Origin of the sequence: Phorcysia thermohydrogeniphila, assembly GCF_004339575.1 — a bacterium.
Lineage (GTDB): Bacteria > Aquificota > Aquificia > Desulfurobacteriales > Desulfurobacteriaceae > Phorcysia > Phorcysia thermohydrogeniphila.
Genome location: NZ_SMFV01000001.1, coordinates 348,518 through 361,785, shown reverse-complemented (window position 1 = coordinate 361,785; position 13,268 = coordinate 348,518). Strand labels below are relative to the sequence as shown.

Here is a 13,268-nt window from a genome sequence, read left to right as displayed (position 1 = left end):
GTATGAACTTCAATACTCTAAGATATATCACTTAACTGCTTAAGGGTGTTCTCCGTTCTCTTCAGGGTTCTCTCTTTGCCAAGGAGCTCTACTAAGATTGGGAGCTCCACACCACTCATTTTACCGGTAAGGGCGATTCTTATAGGCATAAAGAGGTTCTTGCCCTTGGCCTTCAGCTCCTTCCCGACTTCCTTTACAAGCTTCTTAAAGGCCTCTTGGGAGAGCTCCCCATCAAACGCTTTGAGTTTCTCGTAGAAGAGCTCAATAACCTTCACCCTGTCCGGATTTTCAGCGATAAAGTTCTTCGCCTCATCTAAGACTTCAAAGTCGTCCTTGAGGAAGGTCTCCATGTAGGTGGGAGCGTCGGAGAGAACCGTAAAGTAGTCCCTCGTTACTTCAACTACCCTTTCAAGCCACTTCCTATCAAAGGATGAGAGGGCGTATCCTGCCTTCTCAAGGTAGGGAATGAGGAGCTCTGTTAGCTTATCTATCGGGTAGCTCCTTATGTAGACTTGGTTCATCCAGTTGAGCTTTGTAGTGTCAAAGACGGCGGGAGCGCTGTTTACGTCCTTTATGTCAAATCTTTCTATTAGCTCTTCCATAGAGAGAATCTCTTTTCCGTCCTTTGGATACCAGCCAAGGAGTGCCAAGAAGTTTGTAAAGGCTTCTGGTAGGTAGCCCTTTTCCCTAAACTCTTTTACAGATGTTGAGCCGTGGCGCTTTGAGAGTTTACTCCTGTCTGTTCCAAGTATCATAGGTAGGTGAGCAAACTTTGGAGGGGTAAATCCAAGAGCCTCGTAAAGGAGCAACTGCTTGGGAGTGTTGGAGATGTGATCCTCTCCCCTTATGACGTGGGTTACCTTCATGAGGGCGTCGTCAACGACGACGACGAAGTTGTAGACCGGCATCCCGTTGGAGCGAACGATGACAAAATCGCCACCGAGCTGTCTGCTGTTTATTTCTATTCTTCCCTTTACGAGGTCTTCAAATACAATGACTCTATCCTCAGGGACTTTAAATCTCAGGACGGGCTTTCTGCCCTCTTTCCTTAACTTTTCCTTCTCTTCCTCCGTTAGGTGTCTGCACTTTCCGGTGTACCTTGGGGGCTCTCCCCTTTCAAGCTGTTCCTTTCTCATTGCTTCAAGCTCTTCAGGTGTACAGTAGCACTCGTAAACAAGCCCTTTCTCCTTGAGCTTCTCAACGTACTCCCTGTATATGTCAAGCCTCGCAGACTGCCTGTAAGGGCCATAGTCTCCCCCTACATCCGGTCCCTCGTCCCACTCAATTCCCATCCATCTAAGGGCCTCGTATATAACTTTAACTGCCTCTTCACTGTGTCTTTCTACGTCTGTATCCTCAATTCTCAGAATTAACTTTCCGCCGTAGTGTTTTGCAAAAAGGTAGTTGAAGAGCGCCGTTCTTGCGTTTCCAACGTGCATGAAACCTGTGGGGCTTGGAGCAAACCTTACGCGAACAGTCATAGGAGTCCTCCGGTGAGCGGGGATTTTGTTCGCAAAATTGTAGCAGTTATAATTAAACTATGGAGGAGAAAAAGGCTGTAGCTCTAAAGTACGAGAGGGAAAAGGATAACGCTCCTAAGGTTTTAGCAAAAGGAAAAGGGATTATTGCGGAGAAAATAGTTGAGTTAGCAAAAAAGCACGATATACCAGTTATAGAGGATAATGAGCTGGTGTCTTTCTTGGTTTCACTTGACTTAGGGGAGGAGATACCTCCCTCCCTCTATAAAGCTGTTGCTAAAGTATTGGCTCTTGTCTACTCGGCTACTCGCCAAGGATATCCTTCAAAATAGCCTCACTAATCCTATGAACGTCAATACTGTAAGTTCCTTCAGCAAGAGCCCTCTTTATCTCCTCTACCTTCTCGCGGGGTGGTGGCTGGAGTTCCTCAATCTGAGAGGAGAGCTCTTCAGACAGCGTTACCATTACCCCTTCTGTTTCCCCATCTGGGAGAGAATCTGAAGACCCTTTGCGAGCTCTCTTCAGTTGCCCTATCTCCTCGTTAATAGCGGCAAGGAACTCTGGAGAAATCCTATCTATTCTCAACTTTGTAACCCTCCGCTGCTTTCCCTACACTTACATTATCGGCAGAGGGAAGGCATATTTTACCACCAAGCTTCCTCTTTTGCCTCAAGGACCGTCTCAATTATAACAATAATTACTGAGAAAATATTGGCAACGAGTGCACCCCATGCAAGAGCTTCAACGAGTGTCATTCGGGCGCCCATCTCGTAGAAAATCAGGGCCGGTATTAGGTGTAGGTCGGCTGCTAAACTTGTGGCAAGGAGCTCTGCACTTAGGGTCTTTTTACTGCCAAGTTTAAGAAGGGTAGCTATGAGGTTGAACGTAACGGAGGCGATGAGCTCGTAAGGGTCTCCGTCGTAAACAAAGCCAACGGTTGTTGTAAGTGACATCATGATAAAAAAGGCCGTTCCAACTTTACCCCAGTCCATGGAGCCTCTCCTTTATCTTTTTCTTGAGCATTGCACCTCTTGAGGTAACTTTACCTTTGAAAAGAACTTTGATTGCATCCTGTAACCTATTCTTGGGAGCGACAACGACTAAGATATCTAGGGGTTCAATAACTACATCTCCACCGGGGGTGTATATAACTTTCCCGTCAGATTTTTTTACGGCAATGACAGTAATTCCAAATCTTTTCCTGAGGTCAATATCTCTCAGAGTTTTTCCAACAATTGGCGAGTCGCTCTGGACGACTAGCTCTTCTATGTCTATAAAGGTGTGTTCGCCAAAGAGTATCTCTTCAAGAAGGGATTTCTCGCCGAAGATTGGAGGTTTTCTGGCAAGTATTGCCATGCGTTTTGAAATTATGGACGGTATTGTCTCAACGTAGTCAGCTCCTACGAGCTTTAGCTTTTCCTTGAACTTGTCTTTCTTTACGAGGGCAAGGATAAAGAATGGATAGATGTTGTTTTTTGTGACGGCGTTCTTGACAGTTAGCGTTATTGCAAGGTTCCTGTAATCGTCAGTAGTTGCAACGATAGCTCCAACTGCAGTCTCTATGTTTGCGAGGTATAGGGTATTCTCGTCTGAGGGGTCAAGCTGGAGGTAGTAGTTTATCTCGTGTTCTTTCGCAAACTCTTCCAACTTTTCGGAAGGGTCTACGAGAACAACGGGTATCTTGTAGAACTTCATCTCCTTTATAAGATGGAGGACGTAGTCGTTCATTCCGAAAACTATGTAGTGGCCTTTGAGAGCAGAGATGTCATTTACCATTTTCCTGAACCTCAAGATTTTCTTTACCTCTCCAGAGGTAACGATGTTTATGAGAACCGCTATAGAGTATCCCATAACGCTGCCTACACCAAAGGTCATTACGGCAAGGTTGAATATCCTTGCCTTAACGTCCATGTTCCACATTTCACCGTAGCCTATGGTCGTAACAGTGAGAATGGTCATGTAGAATGCCGTTAAAAGGTCAACACCGGAGATGAGCATATAACCAACGGTAGATACCATTACAGTAATGAGGGCGATTATGAGGGGGGCACGGAACTTCATTAAGACTTCAAGTATTCTTTCCTGACCGTACTTTGGTGGTATGTACTTTTTTACCTTTCTCAAAGTTACCTCAGGAAGACGTAGAGTCTGTCAAGCCCCTCTTCTATGTTCCTTTCGTCCGTGCAGAACGAAAACCGGACAAAACGTTCCGTTTTATTATAGCCAAAGTCCCTTCCCGGCGTTATGGCCACTCCGGTTTCTTCTAAGACCTTAAAGGCAAAGGAAAAGCTGTCTTCTGTGAAGGCAGAGGCGTCGGCAAAGATGTAGAAAGCTCCTTGGGGATGTGCTGGTATGCGAAAGCCTAATTTTTTCAGACCACTTAACATTAAATCCTTTCTTTTTCTGAAGGTTTCAACGTTTCTCCTTAATTCTTCAAGACACTCTTCTTCAAAGCAGGCAAGTGCCGCTATTTGGGAAAGGGTTGGAGCTGATATGGCTACGTTCTGGAGAATTGCTACTACGTCTTTGACCATCCAGTCTGGAACTATCAGCCAACCTACCCTCCAGCCGGTCATGAGGAAGAACTTTGAAAAACCTGAAACTACTACAGCATTGTCAGTTACTTCCAGTACCGATGGAGCTCCCCTCCCATATGTGAGGCCGTGGTATATCTCGTCAGAAATTACAAAGGCCTTTTCGGAAATCTTCTGGAGCTCCTCTTTTGTGTAAACCACTCCAGTAGGATTGGAAGGAGAGTTAATTACCACTGCTTTTGTCTTTAGTTTTTCCGGTTTTACCTTAAACTCTTCTTCTGCTTCAACGTTGACCGGTTCTGAGTCAGCTTTTAAAAACTTTAACATGTTCTTATAGCAGGGATATCCGGGATCTGGGTAGGCTACGCTACCTATCCTCTCTGAGACGACCTTTAAGACGGCAAGGAGGCCTATGGAGCTCCCCGGAGTAACTATAACCTGCTCTGGGTTTACCTTAACGCCGTAAGTCCTCTCGTAGTACTCGGCTATTTTCTCCCTTAAGGGGGGAATTCCGGCTGTTTCTGTGTAGCGGAGCTCCGTCCTTTTTAGTGCCTCTAAGGCTTTTTCCTTAACGATTTCGGGGACAGGGAGGTCTGGCTCTCCAACTTCAAAGTGGATGATTTTCCTACCTTCCCTTTCAAGCTCCTTAGCCCTCTCAAGAACTTTCATTACGTAGAAGGGCTCTATCAACAACCTCTCCATAGTTTTCCTCTCTCTTTTCCCCTACCTTTGTCAGTTTTACTTTAACAACTTCTCCCGGTTTTAGCTCTTCATTCAGTATAACCCTTATGTAGTTTCCGGTTAGGGCGGTGGAATTTCCATCTGGCAGTTGAGAGAGGACGAGGGCTTCAAGCTCCCTTCCAACAAAACGCTCCCTGTACGCTACGCTTTTTCTCTTTCCAATCTCTCTTAAGATGGAAGCTCTTTCCTTTTTTACCTCCGGTGGAACGTCGTCTTTCATCGTTGCTGCAACTGTTCCCTTTCTCTTAGAGTAGGGGAAGACGTGAAGGTAGCCAAAGGGTATCTCCTCAACGAACTTTCTCGTTTCTTCAAAGTCCTCTTCCCTTTCTCCGGGAAATCCGACCATAACGTCCGTTCCTATGCAGATTTCCGGATTCCGTGAGAGTATCTTTTCAACTACCTTCCTAAAGTCCTCTGCCCTGTAGCGCCTTCTCATTAGTGTAAGGATTCTGTTACTTCCACTCTGAAGTGGTATGTGAAGGTGGGGGGCTACCTTCTCTGAGCCAGTTACTACCTCTATGAGGTCGTCGGTAAATTCAATCGGCTCAACGGAGCTGATTCTGAGCCTGTAGAGTCCGGGAATTTTGACGAGCTCTTCAATGAGTTTTGCAAGATTCCAGTTTCCCTCAAGGTCTACACCGTAAGCTCCTAAGTGAGTTCCGGTTAGGACTATCTCCTTGTAGCCTGCGTCAACGAGCTCCTTTACCTGTTCAATTACTCTCTGGGGCTCTTCACTTACCATCTTGCCCCGTGCCTTTGGGATGATGCAGTAGGAGCAGAAGAGCTCACACCCCTGCTGGACTTTCAGGAAAGCTCTCGTCCTGCCCTCGTAGTGTCTGATTGTAAGGGGGTAGAAATTCCTATCCTTCCATACGCCTTTTACGTGGATACGGGGGAGCTCCCCTTTAAGTCGCTTCTCAACGAGCTCTAAGATGTGGAACTTCTCTGTGTTTCCCGTTATGAAGTCTACCTCCTTTACCTTTTCAACTTCTTCCGGGTAGACCTCAGAGTAACAACCCGTTGCAACAATTAGAGCTTTTGGATTCTTCTGCTTTGCCTTCCTTAAAGCTTTACGGGACTTGGCGTCTGCCGTTGACGTTACCGTACAGGTGTTTACTATGTAGATGTCTGCTTCCTCGTCAAAGTCAACGACCTCGTAGCCGGCCTTTTTGAAGAGCTCTTCCATGTAGGCCGTCTCGTGGAAGTTCATCTTACAGCCGAGTGTATAGAAGGCAACTCTCTTCAACGGAGCTCTCCTTTTAGAGTTTGCTTTGTTATAATCTAAAAAGTTATTGTGGTCTTTGAAAGTTGAATAAGGTTAACGGGCAAAGTTAGGCTTGCTGAAACTTTTTGCTTGTAAGGGTTGATTTTTAGCGAGTTATAGAATTTGATAGAAATCTCAAGTTCTGGAGATATTGATTTTCAATATTTCCAGATTTTTGCTGTTGAAATGCCCGAAAAAGTGAGCGGGATTGCGACTTAAGATTGTTAACTATACCTAACATTCACCTAAAAGTTGAAATGCCCGAAAAAGTGAGCGGGATTGCGACTCCAACTTCTCTCGTCCCATTTCCTCATCCCTAACCTGTTGAAATGCCCGAAAAAGTGAGCGGGATTGCGACGAAACGCAGGCTCCTATGCCTGCCTGTGCAAGAAGTTCCCCAGTTGAAATGCCCGAAAAAGTGAGCGGGATTGCGACTCTCGTTTACCCATTTTTCCGCAACGAGTTTTGATGTAATGTTGAAATGCCCTGAAAAGTTGAAGGGATTTTCTTTCACGGGGAGGAGTTTTAAGGAAGGGGAAAAGCAGGTCTCATACTTTTAAGGGGGGAATCTGAGGGGGCTATGTCTCCCTCACTACTGAGAGTAGTTTAGTTGAGAAAGGAGGGAGTTCCCCACTTTCTTCAGGGGTTCAATTCCTACCGGTTCTTTTTTAAAGAGCTCCACAGTTACTACCTTCTTGCCAAAAATCTTTTCAAATTCTTTACAGTTCTTTTGACACCTGTTTAATACAACGAGTTTTACGTTTACTCCACTTGTTTCAAGCTCTTTTATCGTTCTCCTTGCTATCTCAATCGGCATTGAGTCCGGCGTTGTTACAACTCCAAAGGTTGTTATTTTTTCGTCTAAGAGCTTTTCCCTTAAGAAGAGAACCTGTTCCTTTCTCCTTTTAAGTATCTCTAAGACTGGGTCTTCCTCCTCTTTTCTGAGTCCTGCCATCTCCTCGTAACGGAGGGCTTCTTCCCTTAGGTTTATCAGCCTTTCAAGCCACTTTAAAAGGAGCTCCGGCAGTGCTATGAGCCTTACAGTGTAGCCCGATGGTGCTGTGTCAAAAACTATCCTGTCAAAAGATTTAAGGTTTTCTTTTAAAATCCTGTATATTGAGTCAAGGATTGCAAGCTCAAAGCTTCCCGGAGAGTAGAAGGCAAGTTTTATCTCTTCCTTTATCTCTTCAAGAATTACAGGGCTTACGATTTTTTCAGCTTCCTTCTCTACCCTCTTCAGGTAGTTCTTCATCTCCCTTTCAACATCAACCTCAATGGCGTAGAGGTTATCACAGACCTTTTTTACGTTCCCGCCGATTTCCTTTTTAAGGGCTAAGGATAGGGAGTGGGCAGGGTCTAAGGAGACCAAAAGGGTTTTGTAGCCTGAGGAGGCAAATCCTAAGGAGAGGGCAGAGGAAACGGTTGTCTTCCCCACTCCACCCTTGCCAGAAAAGAAAAAGACTTTCAAGGCTCTCCTACCTCTCCGAGGGCGCGGGAGATTACGCTCTTTCTGTCTGCCATTCTCCTCTCCCACCCCTTTATTTCAACTGCAATGTGGGGTAGGAGCTCCACAAGGTAGTAGTGAACGGGGTTTGGAATTCCGAGCCTGTGGCTCAATACCACGGTCAGTAGGTTGTCGTTTAGAACCTTAGCCTTATACTCAAGCTTGTCGGTTGCAGAGTCAAGGAGAGCTCCTTTAAAGAAGAGCTTTAGATTTTTAAGAAACTCCTTCACGCTCTTCCCTCCACTTTTTAAACTCCGGGGAGTTCTTCCACCTCCTGTGAAACCAGAACCACTGTTCTGGGTGTTCTCTCACGGCCTTTTCAATTGCCATTGTGTACTCCTGTGTCAGCTCCTCTACGCTCTTACCTTCTGGGTAAATCGGCTCGTAGGTTCTTATTACGTACTTTCCGTCCTCAATAAAGCAGAAGGCTGGAATGGCAGGCTTTCCGGTTTTTATGCTGAGTATTGCAGCACCCCTGTTCGTGTAGGTCTGCCTTCCAAGGAATGTTGTGAGAACTCCCTCTTTAACCTTTGGCCTCTGGTCAAGGAGAATCCCTACGTAGCGACCACGTTTTAGGTCTTTCACGATTTCAATGACGTTCCCTGTTGGAATGACCTTTATGCCCCAAGACTCCCTTATTGAGTTTATTATCCTGTCTACCCTTTTGTTTTTCATGGGCTTGGCAACTACAGAAAGCTTTCCTCCACTTAGGGCAGAAAAGAGAGCTCCCATCAGTTCCCAGTTGCCTATGTGGGCGGTTAAAAGGATACCTCCACCTTCGGGAACTTTTGATGGGTCAACGGGCTTAAATAGGCTCTTTAAGTAGTCAAAGGAGTAGGAAGGTAATCGGAAAAAGTCTACTGAGCACCTTATAAAGTTCTTAAGGCTCTCCTTGCCGATTTCTCTTGGGAAGCCGGTAAATAGAAGGTTTTCCTCTGTTACCTTCTTTATTCTCGGATAGCTGTAGAGGACTTCTGCTAACTTATCGCCTATCCTGAAGGCCGTTTCACGGGAGAGCTTGTTTACTGTAAAGAGGCTAACCCTTAAAAGTAGATACTCCAGCAGGTGTAAATTCTCCTTCAATTTCTTCCTCTTTTACCTTTTCCGTTCCTTCAAGGTTAGAGAGTATGAACTCTTTGAGCCCGTAGGCTTCAAGCCTTAGGACGGGAGCTCTTGCTTTGATTCCTTTACCCTTTAGCTTTATCAGGTCCTTCTCGGTAGTTACGGGGTTTTCAAGCCTTTTGAGTTTCTCAATCTCTTCTTCCGTATACTCGTGGTGGTCCTGAAAGATGAACAGGTTCCGTATGGTATATCCCATCCTTATGAGCATCTCTACGAACTGTCCCGGGTTGCCTATTCCACAGAAGACGTCTATCTCTCCTTTCGGAGGTTCTACTCTATCAAAGTTCTGGTTAACCCAGAACTTAAAGCTCTGCTCAGCGTGGAATATAGGCTTTTTAAAGGTTCGTAGGTATAGCTCAAGGCTTTCAAGTCTCTTTGTATCTACAAGGTTGCTTCGTGTTATGACAAAGCAGTCTGCTCTGCTGAGACCTTTTAGCGGCTCCCTCAAAAGGCCGAGAGGTAGGCAGTAGCCGTCGCCAAAGGGGTTAAAGGGGTCAATGGCAACGATGTTTATCTTGGGAGTAACTTTCCTGTGCTGAAATCCATCGTCTAAGATTACAACGTTTGCTCCGTTCTTAAAGGCAAACTTTATCCCTTCAACCTTTTCCTTGCTCACTACAGTTCTGTATTTTTTTAGGGCGTAGAGGGATGCTTCGTCTCCAAACCGTTTTGGGTCTGGCTTAGCGAAAGCGGGCCCTTTTTCCTTTCCTCTGTATCCCCTGCTGACAATTGCGGGAGAAAAGCCGACCTCCTCAAGGAGTAAGTAGATGGACTCTGTAAGAGGGGTTTTTCCTGCTCCGCCGGCGACGATGTTGCCAACGGAAATTATCGGAAGTCCTGAAGAAAAGGATTTAAGAAAACCGGCATCGTATAGGAAGTTGCGAAAAGCCATAGCTCCACAGTAGAGTTTTGAAAGCCCCCACAGGAAAGGGAAGAGGAGCTTCCACTTTCCTTCTTTCCTTACAACCTTCTTTCTCAGTTCGTCGGCGTTCAACCCCTCTCTCCTATGGATTCAAGGATTCTTTCAGTTACGCCCCTTTGCTTTAGGTAGGAGCTAAAGGTGTCCTCACAGAATTTATTATAAATTGTCTCGTTTGAAAGGAGATTCTTTAAGAGCTCTGGGAGCTCTTCCTTCTTAGCGGTTGGAATTTGCAGGAGCTCAGCCACGTCGCGAAAATCGTTACAGAACTTCCCCATAATGACCGGTTTTTTCCACAGGACTGCCTCAACAGGGTTGTGTCCGCCGATTCCGGGAACAAAGCTTCCCCCTATTATGCACACGTCGGCATAGCGGTATAAAGATGCGAGTTCACCTATCGTGTCAACTATGTAGAAATCAACATTCTTGCTTATTCTCTTTGTTTTGCTCCTGAAGGCTGTTTTTCCGGGGGGAGAGAGCTCCTTTGCTCTTCCGACGTGTCTTGGGGCTATGACTGTAAGGATGGAAGGAAAGTGTTCCTTTAACTTTTTGTGAACCTTAAAGGCTAACTCTTCCTCTCCGGGATGGGTACTTCCCCAGATTAAGACCTTCCTCTCTCCTTCTATATGGAGCTCTGCCAAGTTTTCTGGTTTGGGAACGTCAAGCTTTAAGTCTCCTACCGTAAAAACTCTCCCAAAACCTACCTCTTTTGCCCTTTCAGCGTCTTTCTCTGTTCTGGCAAGGAAGACGGCCTTGTCAACGAGAGGTTTTAAAAATTTCCTTAGGCGCTTGTAGTTTTTAAAGCTTCTATCAGATATCTTCCCGCTAACAAAGTAAACAGGAATGCCCTGTTCCTTTGCAGCTTTTAATAGTGAAGGCCAAATTTCGGTCTCGTAAATTAGAATCTTTTTGGGCTTTGTTTTCTTGAGGAAACTCTTTACTACTGGGTAGATATCTACTGGGAGTAGGCGAGAGGGAGTTTCGGGATAGAGTTTTTTTACCCTTCCTAAGCCGTAGTCGGTAAAGACTGTTATGGCGACTTTTCCCTTGAGAGCCCTTACAAGTGGCTTGACTGAGGTTGCTTCTCCAACGCTTGAAACGTGAAGGAGGATTTTTTCCTCTCCTTCCGGAAAAGAGGTGGAGAAGCGGGACAGTAGTGTTACGTTCCCCCGCTTCCTTGCTGCAAACTTTACCACAGGAAAGAAAGGTAAGAGGCCGAGAAGTACAGCGCTATAGAGCCATAAAAGCATCACTTTAGCCCAATAAGTTTGTGGACTTGGGGAATAATTCTAACGGAGAAAGCGTTTACGAATTCCCTATCTTCCACAACCATATGGGTAACTCTTCTGCACGTCTCTATATAGTCTTCAAAGGGCGTTTCAAGGGGTTGGATTACGATTGGTTCTTTTATGAGCTCACTGTTTTTAAAAGCAAATGTCTTTATGGTTTCAAAGTCCTTTTGGCTAAAAACTCCGAATTTTATGTAGGCACGTTCGTAAGTTTTCAGGAATTTCTTGAGGGATTCTTCAGGGAAAGTAACTCCCATTGTTGGAGGTTTAGGTGAGAGGACGATTTTTAGTTTTTCCCCCGGCAGGTCGTCCCTAAAGATGTGTCCACAGGTTTCTATAGTGATTCTTTTTATCCTTTCTTCCTTTGATAGGAGTCTAATTAGTAGGGGGAGGTTTTCTTCCTCAAGGGGTTCTCCGCCTGTTATGATAACTTCTGGCAGTTTTGATTTTAAAGCTTCTTTTACAATTTCCGTTACTTGTGCTGTTTTCTTAGAGTTCCATGCATACCTTGTATCGCAGAACTTACAGCCTACGGAACACCTTCCAGTTCTAATGAAGAAGGCCGGTTGGCCAACGTCTAAGCCTTCTCCCTGTATGGAGACGAAAGTTTCTGAGAGGGTAATTCTCATTTTGACCGTTTCTCTTCCTCTTCCTTTTTAACCACTATCGGAGACCTGACCTTTATGTCGTACTTCTTGCCAGCTATGTATCCGGCTGCCATTCCCGCCCCTCCTGCCACGAGGAACGGAATACAGCTTGAGAGGAATAGGGGTAAGAAACATACGGCTACCAACTTAAAAGTCAATCCCTTCCCTCGCATTTTCACCTCTGTAAAACGGGTGTTTGACAAGACAAAACTCCGTTACGTAATCTGCCCGCTTGATGATTTCTGCCTTTGCGTGCCTCCCTGTTAGGATAAGCTCAACCCTTGGCGGTTTCCTATCTATCAGGTCAATGACCCTACTTAGGGGAATTAGTCCTAAGTGAACAACAATATTTATCTCATCAAGAACTAAAATGTCAAATTTTTCTATAGCTTCCTCTGCAAGCTGGAAACCCCTTAGGGCAAGCTCTTTGTCAACTTCCGTTACGCAGAAGTCGTAATCTGGTCTTCCGGTCTGGATAAAGTGAAAGTTTGGTAACTTCTTCACTGCCTCTATTTCACCTGTAGGTTTTCCCTTTAGGAACTGTATGAAGCAACAGCTGAGTCCCCTACCTAAGGCTCTTAGGCAAAGGCCGAGGGCTGCAGAAGTTTTCCCTTTACCGTTCCCGGTATAAACGTGGACGAAGCCTCTCTTTAAAGGCATTCTACTACCTTTCTGGCCAGTTCTTTTGCTCTTCTATCAATCTCAACTACTTCCTCAACTGATGAGGGTTCTTCAAAGTCTGCTAACTCCATAGTCTTTTCTATCACCTTAGGTATGGCCGTAAAGGGAATTTCTCTCTTTAAGAAGCTTTCAACGGCGACTTCATCGGCTGCGTTTAGGACTATTGGGTATGGGTAGCCCATTTTAAAGGCTTTGTAGGCGAGCTCTAAGCAGGGAAAGCGTTCAGTGTCCGGCTCTTCAAAGGTTAACTCCAGTCCAAAGAGCTCCAGCCGGAGTTCTTCAACCTCCAAAGGTAGCCTCTCAGGATAACTTAGGGCGTAGGCTATAGGTATCCTCATGTCTGGAACGCCGAGCTGGGCGATAACGGAGTTATCAGAGAACCTTACAAGGGAGTGTACTATACTCTGAGGGTGAATGACGACCTTTACTTTTTCGGGAGGGAGGTTAAAGAGCCAACAGGCTTCTATTACTTCAAGTCCCTTGTTCATAAGAGTTGCGGAGTCAACTGTAACTTTAGTTCCCATACTCCAGTTTGGGTGTTTTAGGGCCTCTTCCGGCGTTACGTCCTCAAGATTTTCCCTCTTTCTAAATGGGCCTCCGGAGGCGGTAAGAATTATTTCCTTTACGCTATCCTTCCTTTCACCATTTAAACACTGGAATATTGCAGAGTGTTCACTATCAACGGGGATAATTTCTTTCGCCACTTCGGTGATAAATTTACCGGCACAGACTAAGGACTCTTTGTTGGCAAGGGCTAACCTTCCCCCTTTTTGAGCTGCCCAATAGGTTGGCAGAATGCCGGCAGAGCCAGAGATTGCCGATATACAGATGTCAAAGTCAACTGTTTCTATAAGCTCTTTTACGCCTTTAAGACCTGTGTAAAACTTCCCGTTGAAAGAGAAAAACTCTTGAGTTTCTACAAGGCAGACAGCTTCGGGTTTAAAAATTTCCGCCTGCTCCCTTAGTTTCCTCCCGTTCCTGCCGGCCACAAGTCCTATGACTTTAAACCTTTCGGGGAACCTTCTGATGACATCTAGGGAGCTCTCACCTATAGAGCCTGTTGAGCCGAGGATGAGTACCCTTTTCATC

At 45.5% G+C, this 13,268-nt stretch carries 15 protein-coding genes; 1 reads left to right on the top strand and 14 read right to left on the bottom strand.

Annotation, left to right across the window (positions count from 1 at the left end; translation table 11 throughout):
- Positions 1-17 precede the first annotated feature (17 nt).
- Positions 18-1,481 carry a glutamate--tRNA ligase gene (gene gltX / locus CLV27_RS01800; RefSeq protein ID WP_132525225.1) on the bottom strand — a complete coding sequence of 488 codons (1,464 nt, stop codon included), beginning with the start codon at positions 1,479-1,481 and terminating at the stop codon, positions 18-20.
- Between the two features lie 59 nt (positions 1,482-1,540).
- Between gltX and CLV27_RS01795 the strand changes: the two genes are divergently transcribed.
- The gene (locus CLV27_RS01795; protein WP_132525223.1) at positions 1,541-1,810 is read left to right on the top strand and encodes an EscU/YscU/HrcU family type III secretion system export apparatus switch protein; all 270 of its coding nucleotides are present in this window, start codon (positions 1,541-1,543) and stop codon (positions 1,808-1,810) included.
- Here CLV27_RS01795 and CLV27_RS01790 read toward each other — a convergent pair.
- From CLV27_RS01790 to CLV27_RS01725, 13 genes are all read right to left on the bottom strand, one after another.
- Positions 1,782-2,063, bottom strand: a complete 282-nt coding sequence (locus tag CLV27_RS01790; RefSeq protein ID WP_132525221.1) for a flagellar biosynthesis anti-sigma factor FlgM — start codon at positions 2,061-2,063, stop codon at positions 1,782-1,784. The genes CLV27_RS01795 and CLV27_RS01790 overlap by 29 nt on opposite strands.
- Before the next feature lie 59 nt (positions 2,064-2,122).
- The gene (locus CLV27_RS01785) at positions 2,123-2,470 is read right to left on the bottom strand and encodes a DUF6394 family protein (protein WP_132525219.1); all 348 of its coding nucleotides are present in this window, start codon (positions 2,468-2,470) and stop codon (positions 2,123-2,125) included.
- Positions 2,457-3,602: a potassium channel family protein gene (locus tag CLV27_RS01780; protein WP_132525217.1), complete on the bottom strand. Its 1,146-nt coding sequence runs from the start codon at positions 3,600-3,602 to the stop codon at positions 2,457-2,459. The genes CLV27_RS01785 and CLV27_RS01780 overlap by 14 nt, the downstream gene beginning before the upstream one ends.
- 2 nt (positions 3,603-3,604) lie before the next feature.
- Positions 3,605-4,714: a pyridoxal phosphate-dependent aminotransferase gene (locus CLV27_RS01775; protein WP_132525215.1), complete on the bottom strand. Its 1,110-nt coding sequence runs from the start codon at positions 4,712-4,714 to the stop codon at positions 3,605-3,607.
- Positions 4,668-5,999, bottom strand: a complete 1,332-nt coding sequence (gene mtaB, locus CLV27_RS01770; RefSeq protein ID WP_132525213.1) for a tRNA (N(6)-L-threonylcarbamoyladenosine(37)-C(2))-methylthiotransferase MtaB — start codon at positions 5,997-5,999, stop codon at positions 4,668-4,670. Before mtaB ends, CLV27_RS01775 begins: the two co-directional genes overlap by 47 nt.
- 610 nt (positions 6,000-6,609) lie before the next feature.
- The gene (locus CLV27_RS01765) at positions 6,610-7,485 is read right to left on the bottom strand and encodes an ArsA family ATPase (protein WP_132525211.1); all 876 of its coding nucleotides are present in this window, start codon (positions 7,483-7,485) and stop codon (positions 6,610-6,612) included.
- The gene (locus CLV27_RS01760; RefSeq protein WP_132525209.1) at positions 7,482-7,751 is read right to left on the bottom strand and encodes a DUF7990 family protein; all 270 of its coding nucleotides are present in this window, start codon (positions 7,749-7,751) and stop codon (positions 7,482-7,484) included. The genes CLV27_RS01765 and CLV27_RS01760 overlap by 4 nt, the downstream gene beginning before the upstream one ends.
- Positions 7,735-8,604 (bottom strand): lysophospholipid acyltransferase family protein, encoded by an 870-nt coding sequence (locus CLV27_RS01755; RefSeq protein WP_132525207.1) that lies wholly within the window; start codon positions 8,602-8,604, stop codon positions 7,735-7,737. Before CLV27_RS01755 ends, CLV27_RS01760 begins: the two co-directional genes overlap by 17 nt.
- Entirely contained in the window at positions 8,558-9,637 is a 1,080-nt protein-coding gene (gene lpxK, locus CLV27_RS01750; RefSeq protein WP_132525205.1) for a tetraacyldisaccharide 4'-kinase, read from the bottom strand. The genes CLV27_RS01755 and lpxK overlap by 47 nt, the downstream gene beginning before the upstream one ends.
- The gene (locus CLV27_RS01745) at positions 9,634-10,812 is read right to left on the bottom strand and encodes a 3-deoxy-D-manno-octulosonic acid transferase (RefSeq protein WP_132525203.1); all 1,179 of its coding nucleotides are present in this window, start codon (positions 10,810-10,812) and stop codon (positions 9,634-9,636) included. The genes lpxK and CLV27_RS01745 overlap by 4 nt, the downstream gene beginning before the upstream one ends.
- On the bottom strand, positions 10,812-11,480 hold the full coding sequence (locus CLV27_RS01740) for a 7-carboxy-7-deazaguanine synthase QueE (RefSeq protein WP_132525201.1): 669 nt from the start codon (positions 11,478-11,480) through the stop codon (positions 10,812-10,814). Before CLV27_RS01740 ends, CLV27_RS01745 begins: the two co-directional genes overlap by 1 nt.
- A gap of 165 nt (positions 11,481-11,645) precedes the next feature.
- Positions 11,646-12,158 (bottom strand): cob(I)yrinic acid a,c-diamide adenosyltransferase, encoded by a 513-nt coding sequence (locus CLV27_RS01730; protein ID WP_132525197.1) that lies wholly within the window; start codon positions 12,156-12,158, stop codon positions 11,646-11,648.
- Positions 12,149-13,267 (bottom strand): 1-deoxy-D-xylulose-5-phosphate reductoisomerase, encoded by a 1,119-nt coding sequence (locus CLV27_RS01725; protein WP_132525195.1) that lies wholly within the window; start codon positions 13,265-13,267, stop codon positions 12,149-12,151. Before CLV27_RS01725 ends, CLV27_RS01730 begins: the two co-directional genes overlap by 10 nt.
- Position 13,268 lies beyond the last annotated feature (1 nt).

Coding starts and splice junctions, on each gene's coding strand:
- gltX (WP_132525225.1), bottom strand. CDS start 1,481: ATGACTGTTCGCGTAAGGTTTGCTCCAAGCCCCACAGGTTTCATGCAC.
- CLV27_RS01795 (WP_132525223.1), top strand. CDS start 1,541: ATGGAGGAGAAAAAGGCTGTAGCTCTAAAGTACGAGAGGGAAAAGGAT.
- CLV27_RS01785 (WP_132525219.1), bottom strand. CDS start 2,470: ATGGACTGGGGTAAAGTTGGAACGGCCTTTTTTATCATGATGTCACTT.
- CLV27_RS01775 (WP_132525215.1), bottom strand. CDS start 4,714: ATGGAGAGGTTGTTGATAGAGCCCTTCTACGTAATGAAAGTTCTTGAG.
- CLV27_RS01745 (WP_132525203.1), bottom strand. CDS start 10,812: ATGCTTTTATGGCTCTATAGCGCTGTACTTCTCGGCCTCTTACCTTTC.
- CLV27_RS01740 (WP_132525201.1), bottom strand. CDS start 11,480: ATGAGAATTACCCTCTCAGAAACTTTCGTCTCCATACAGGGAGAAGGC.
- CLV27_RS01730 (WP_132525197.1), bottom strand. CDS start 12,158: ATGCCTTTAAAGAGAGGCTTCGTCCACGTTTATACCGGGAACGGTAAA.
- CLV27_RS01725 (WP_132525195.1), bottom strand. CDS start 13,267: ATGAAAAGGGTACTCATCCTCGGCTCAACAGGCTCTATAGGTGAGAGC.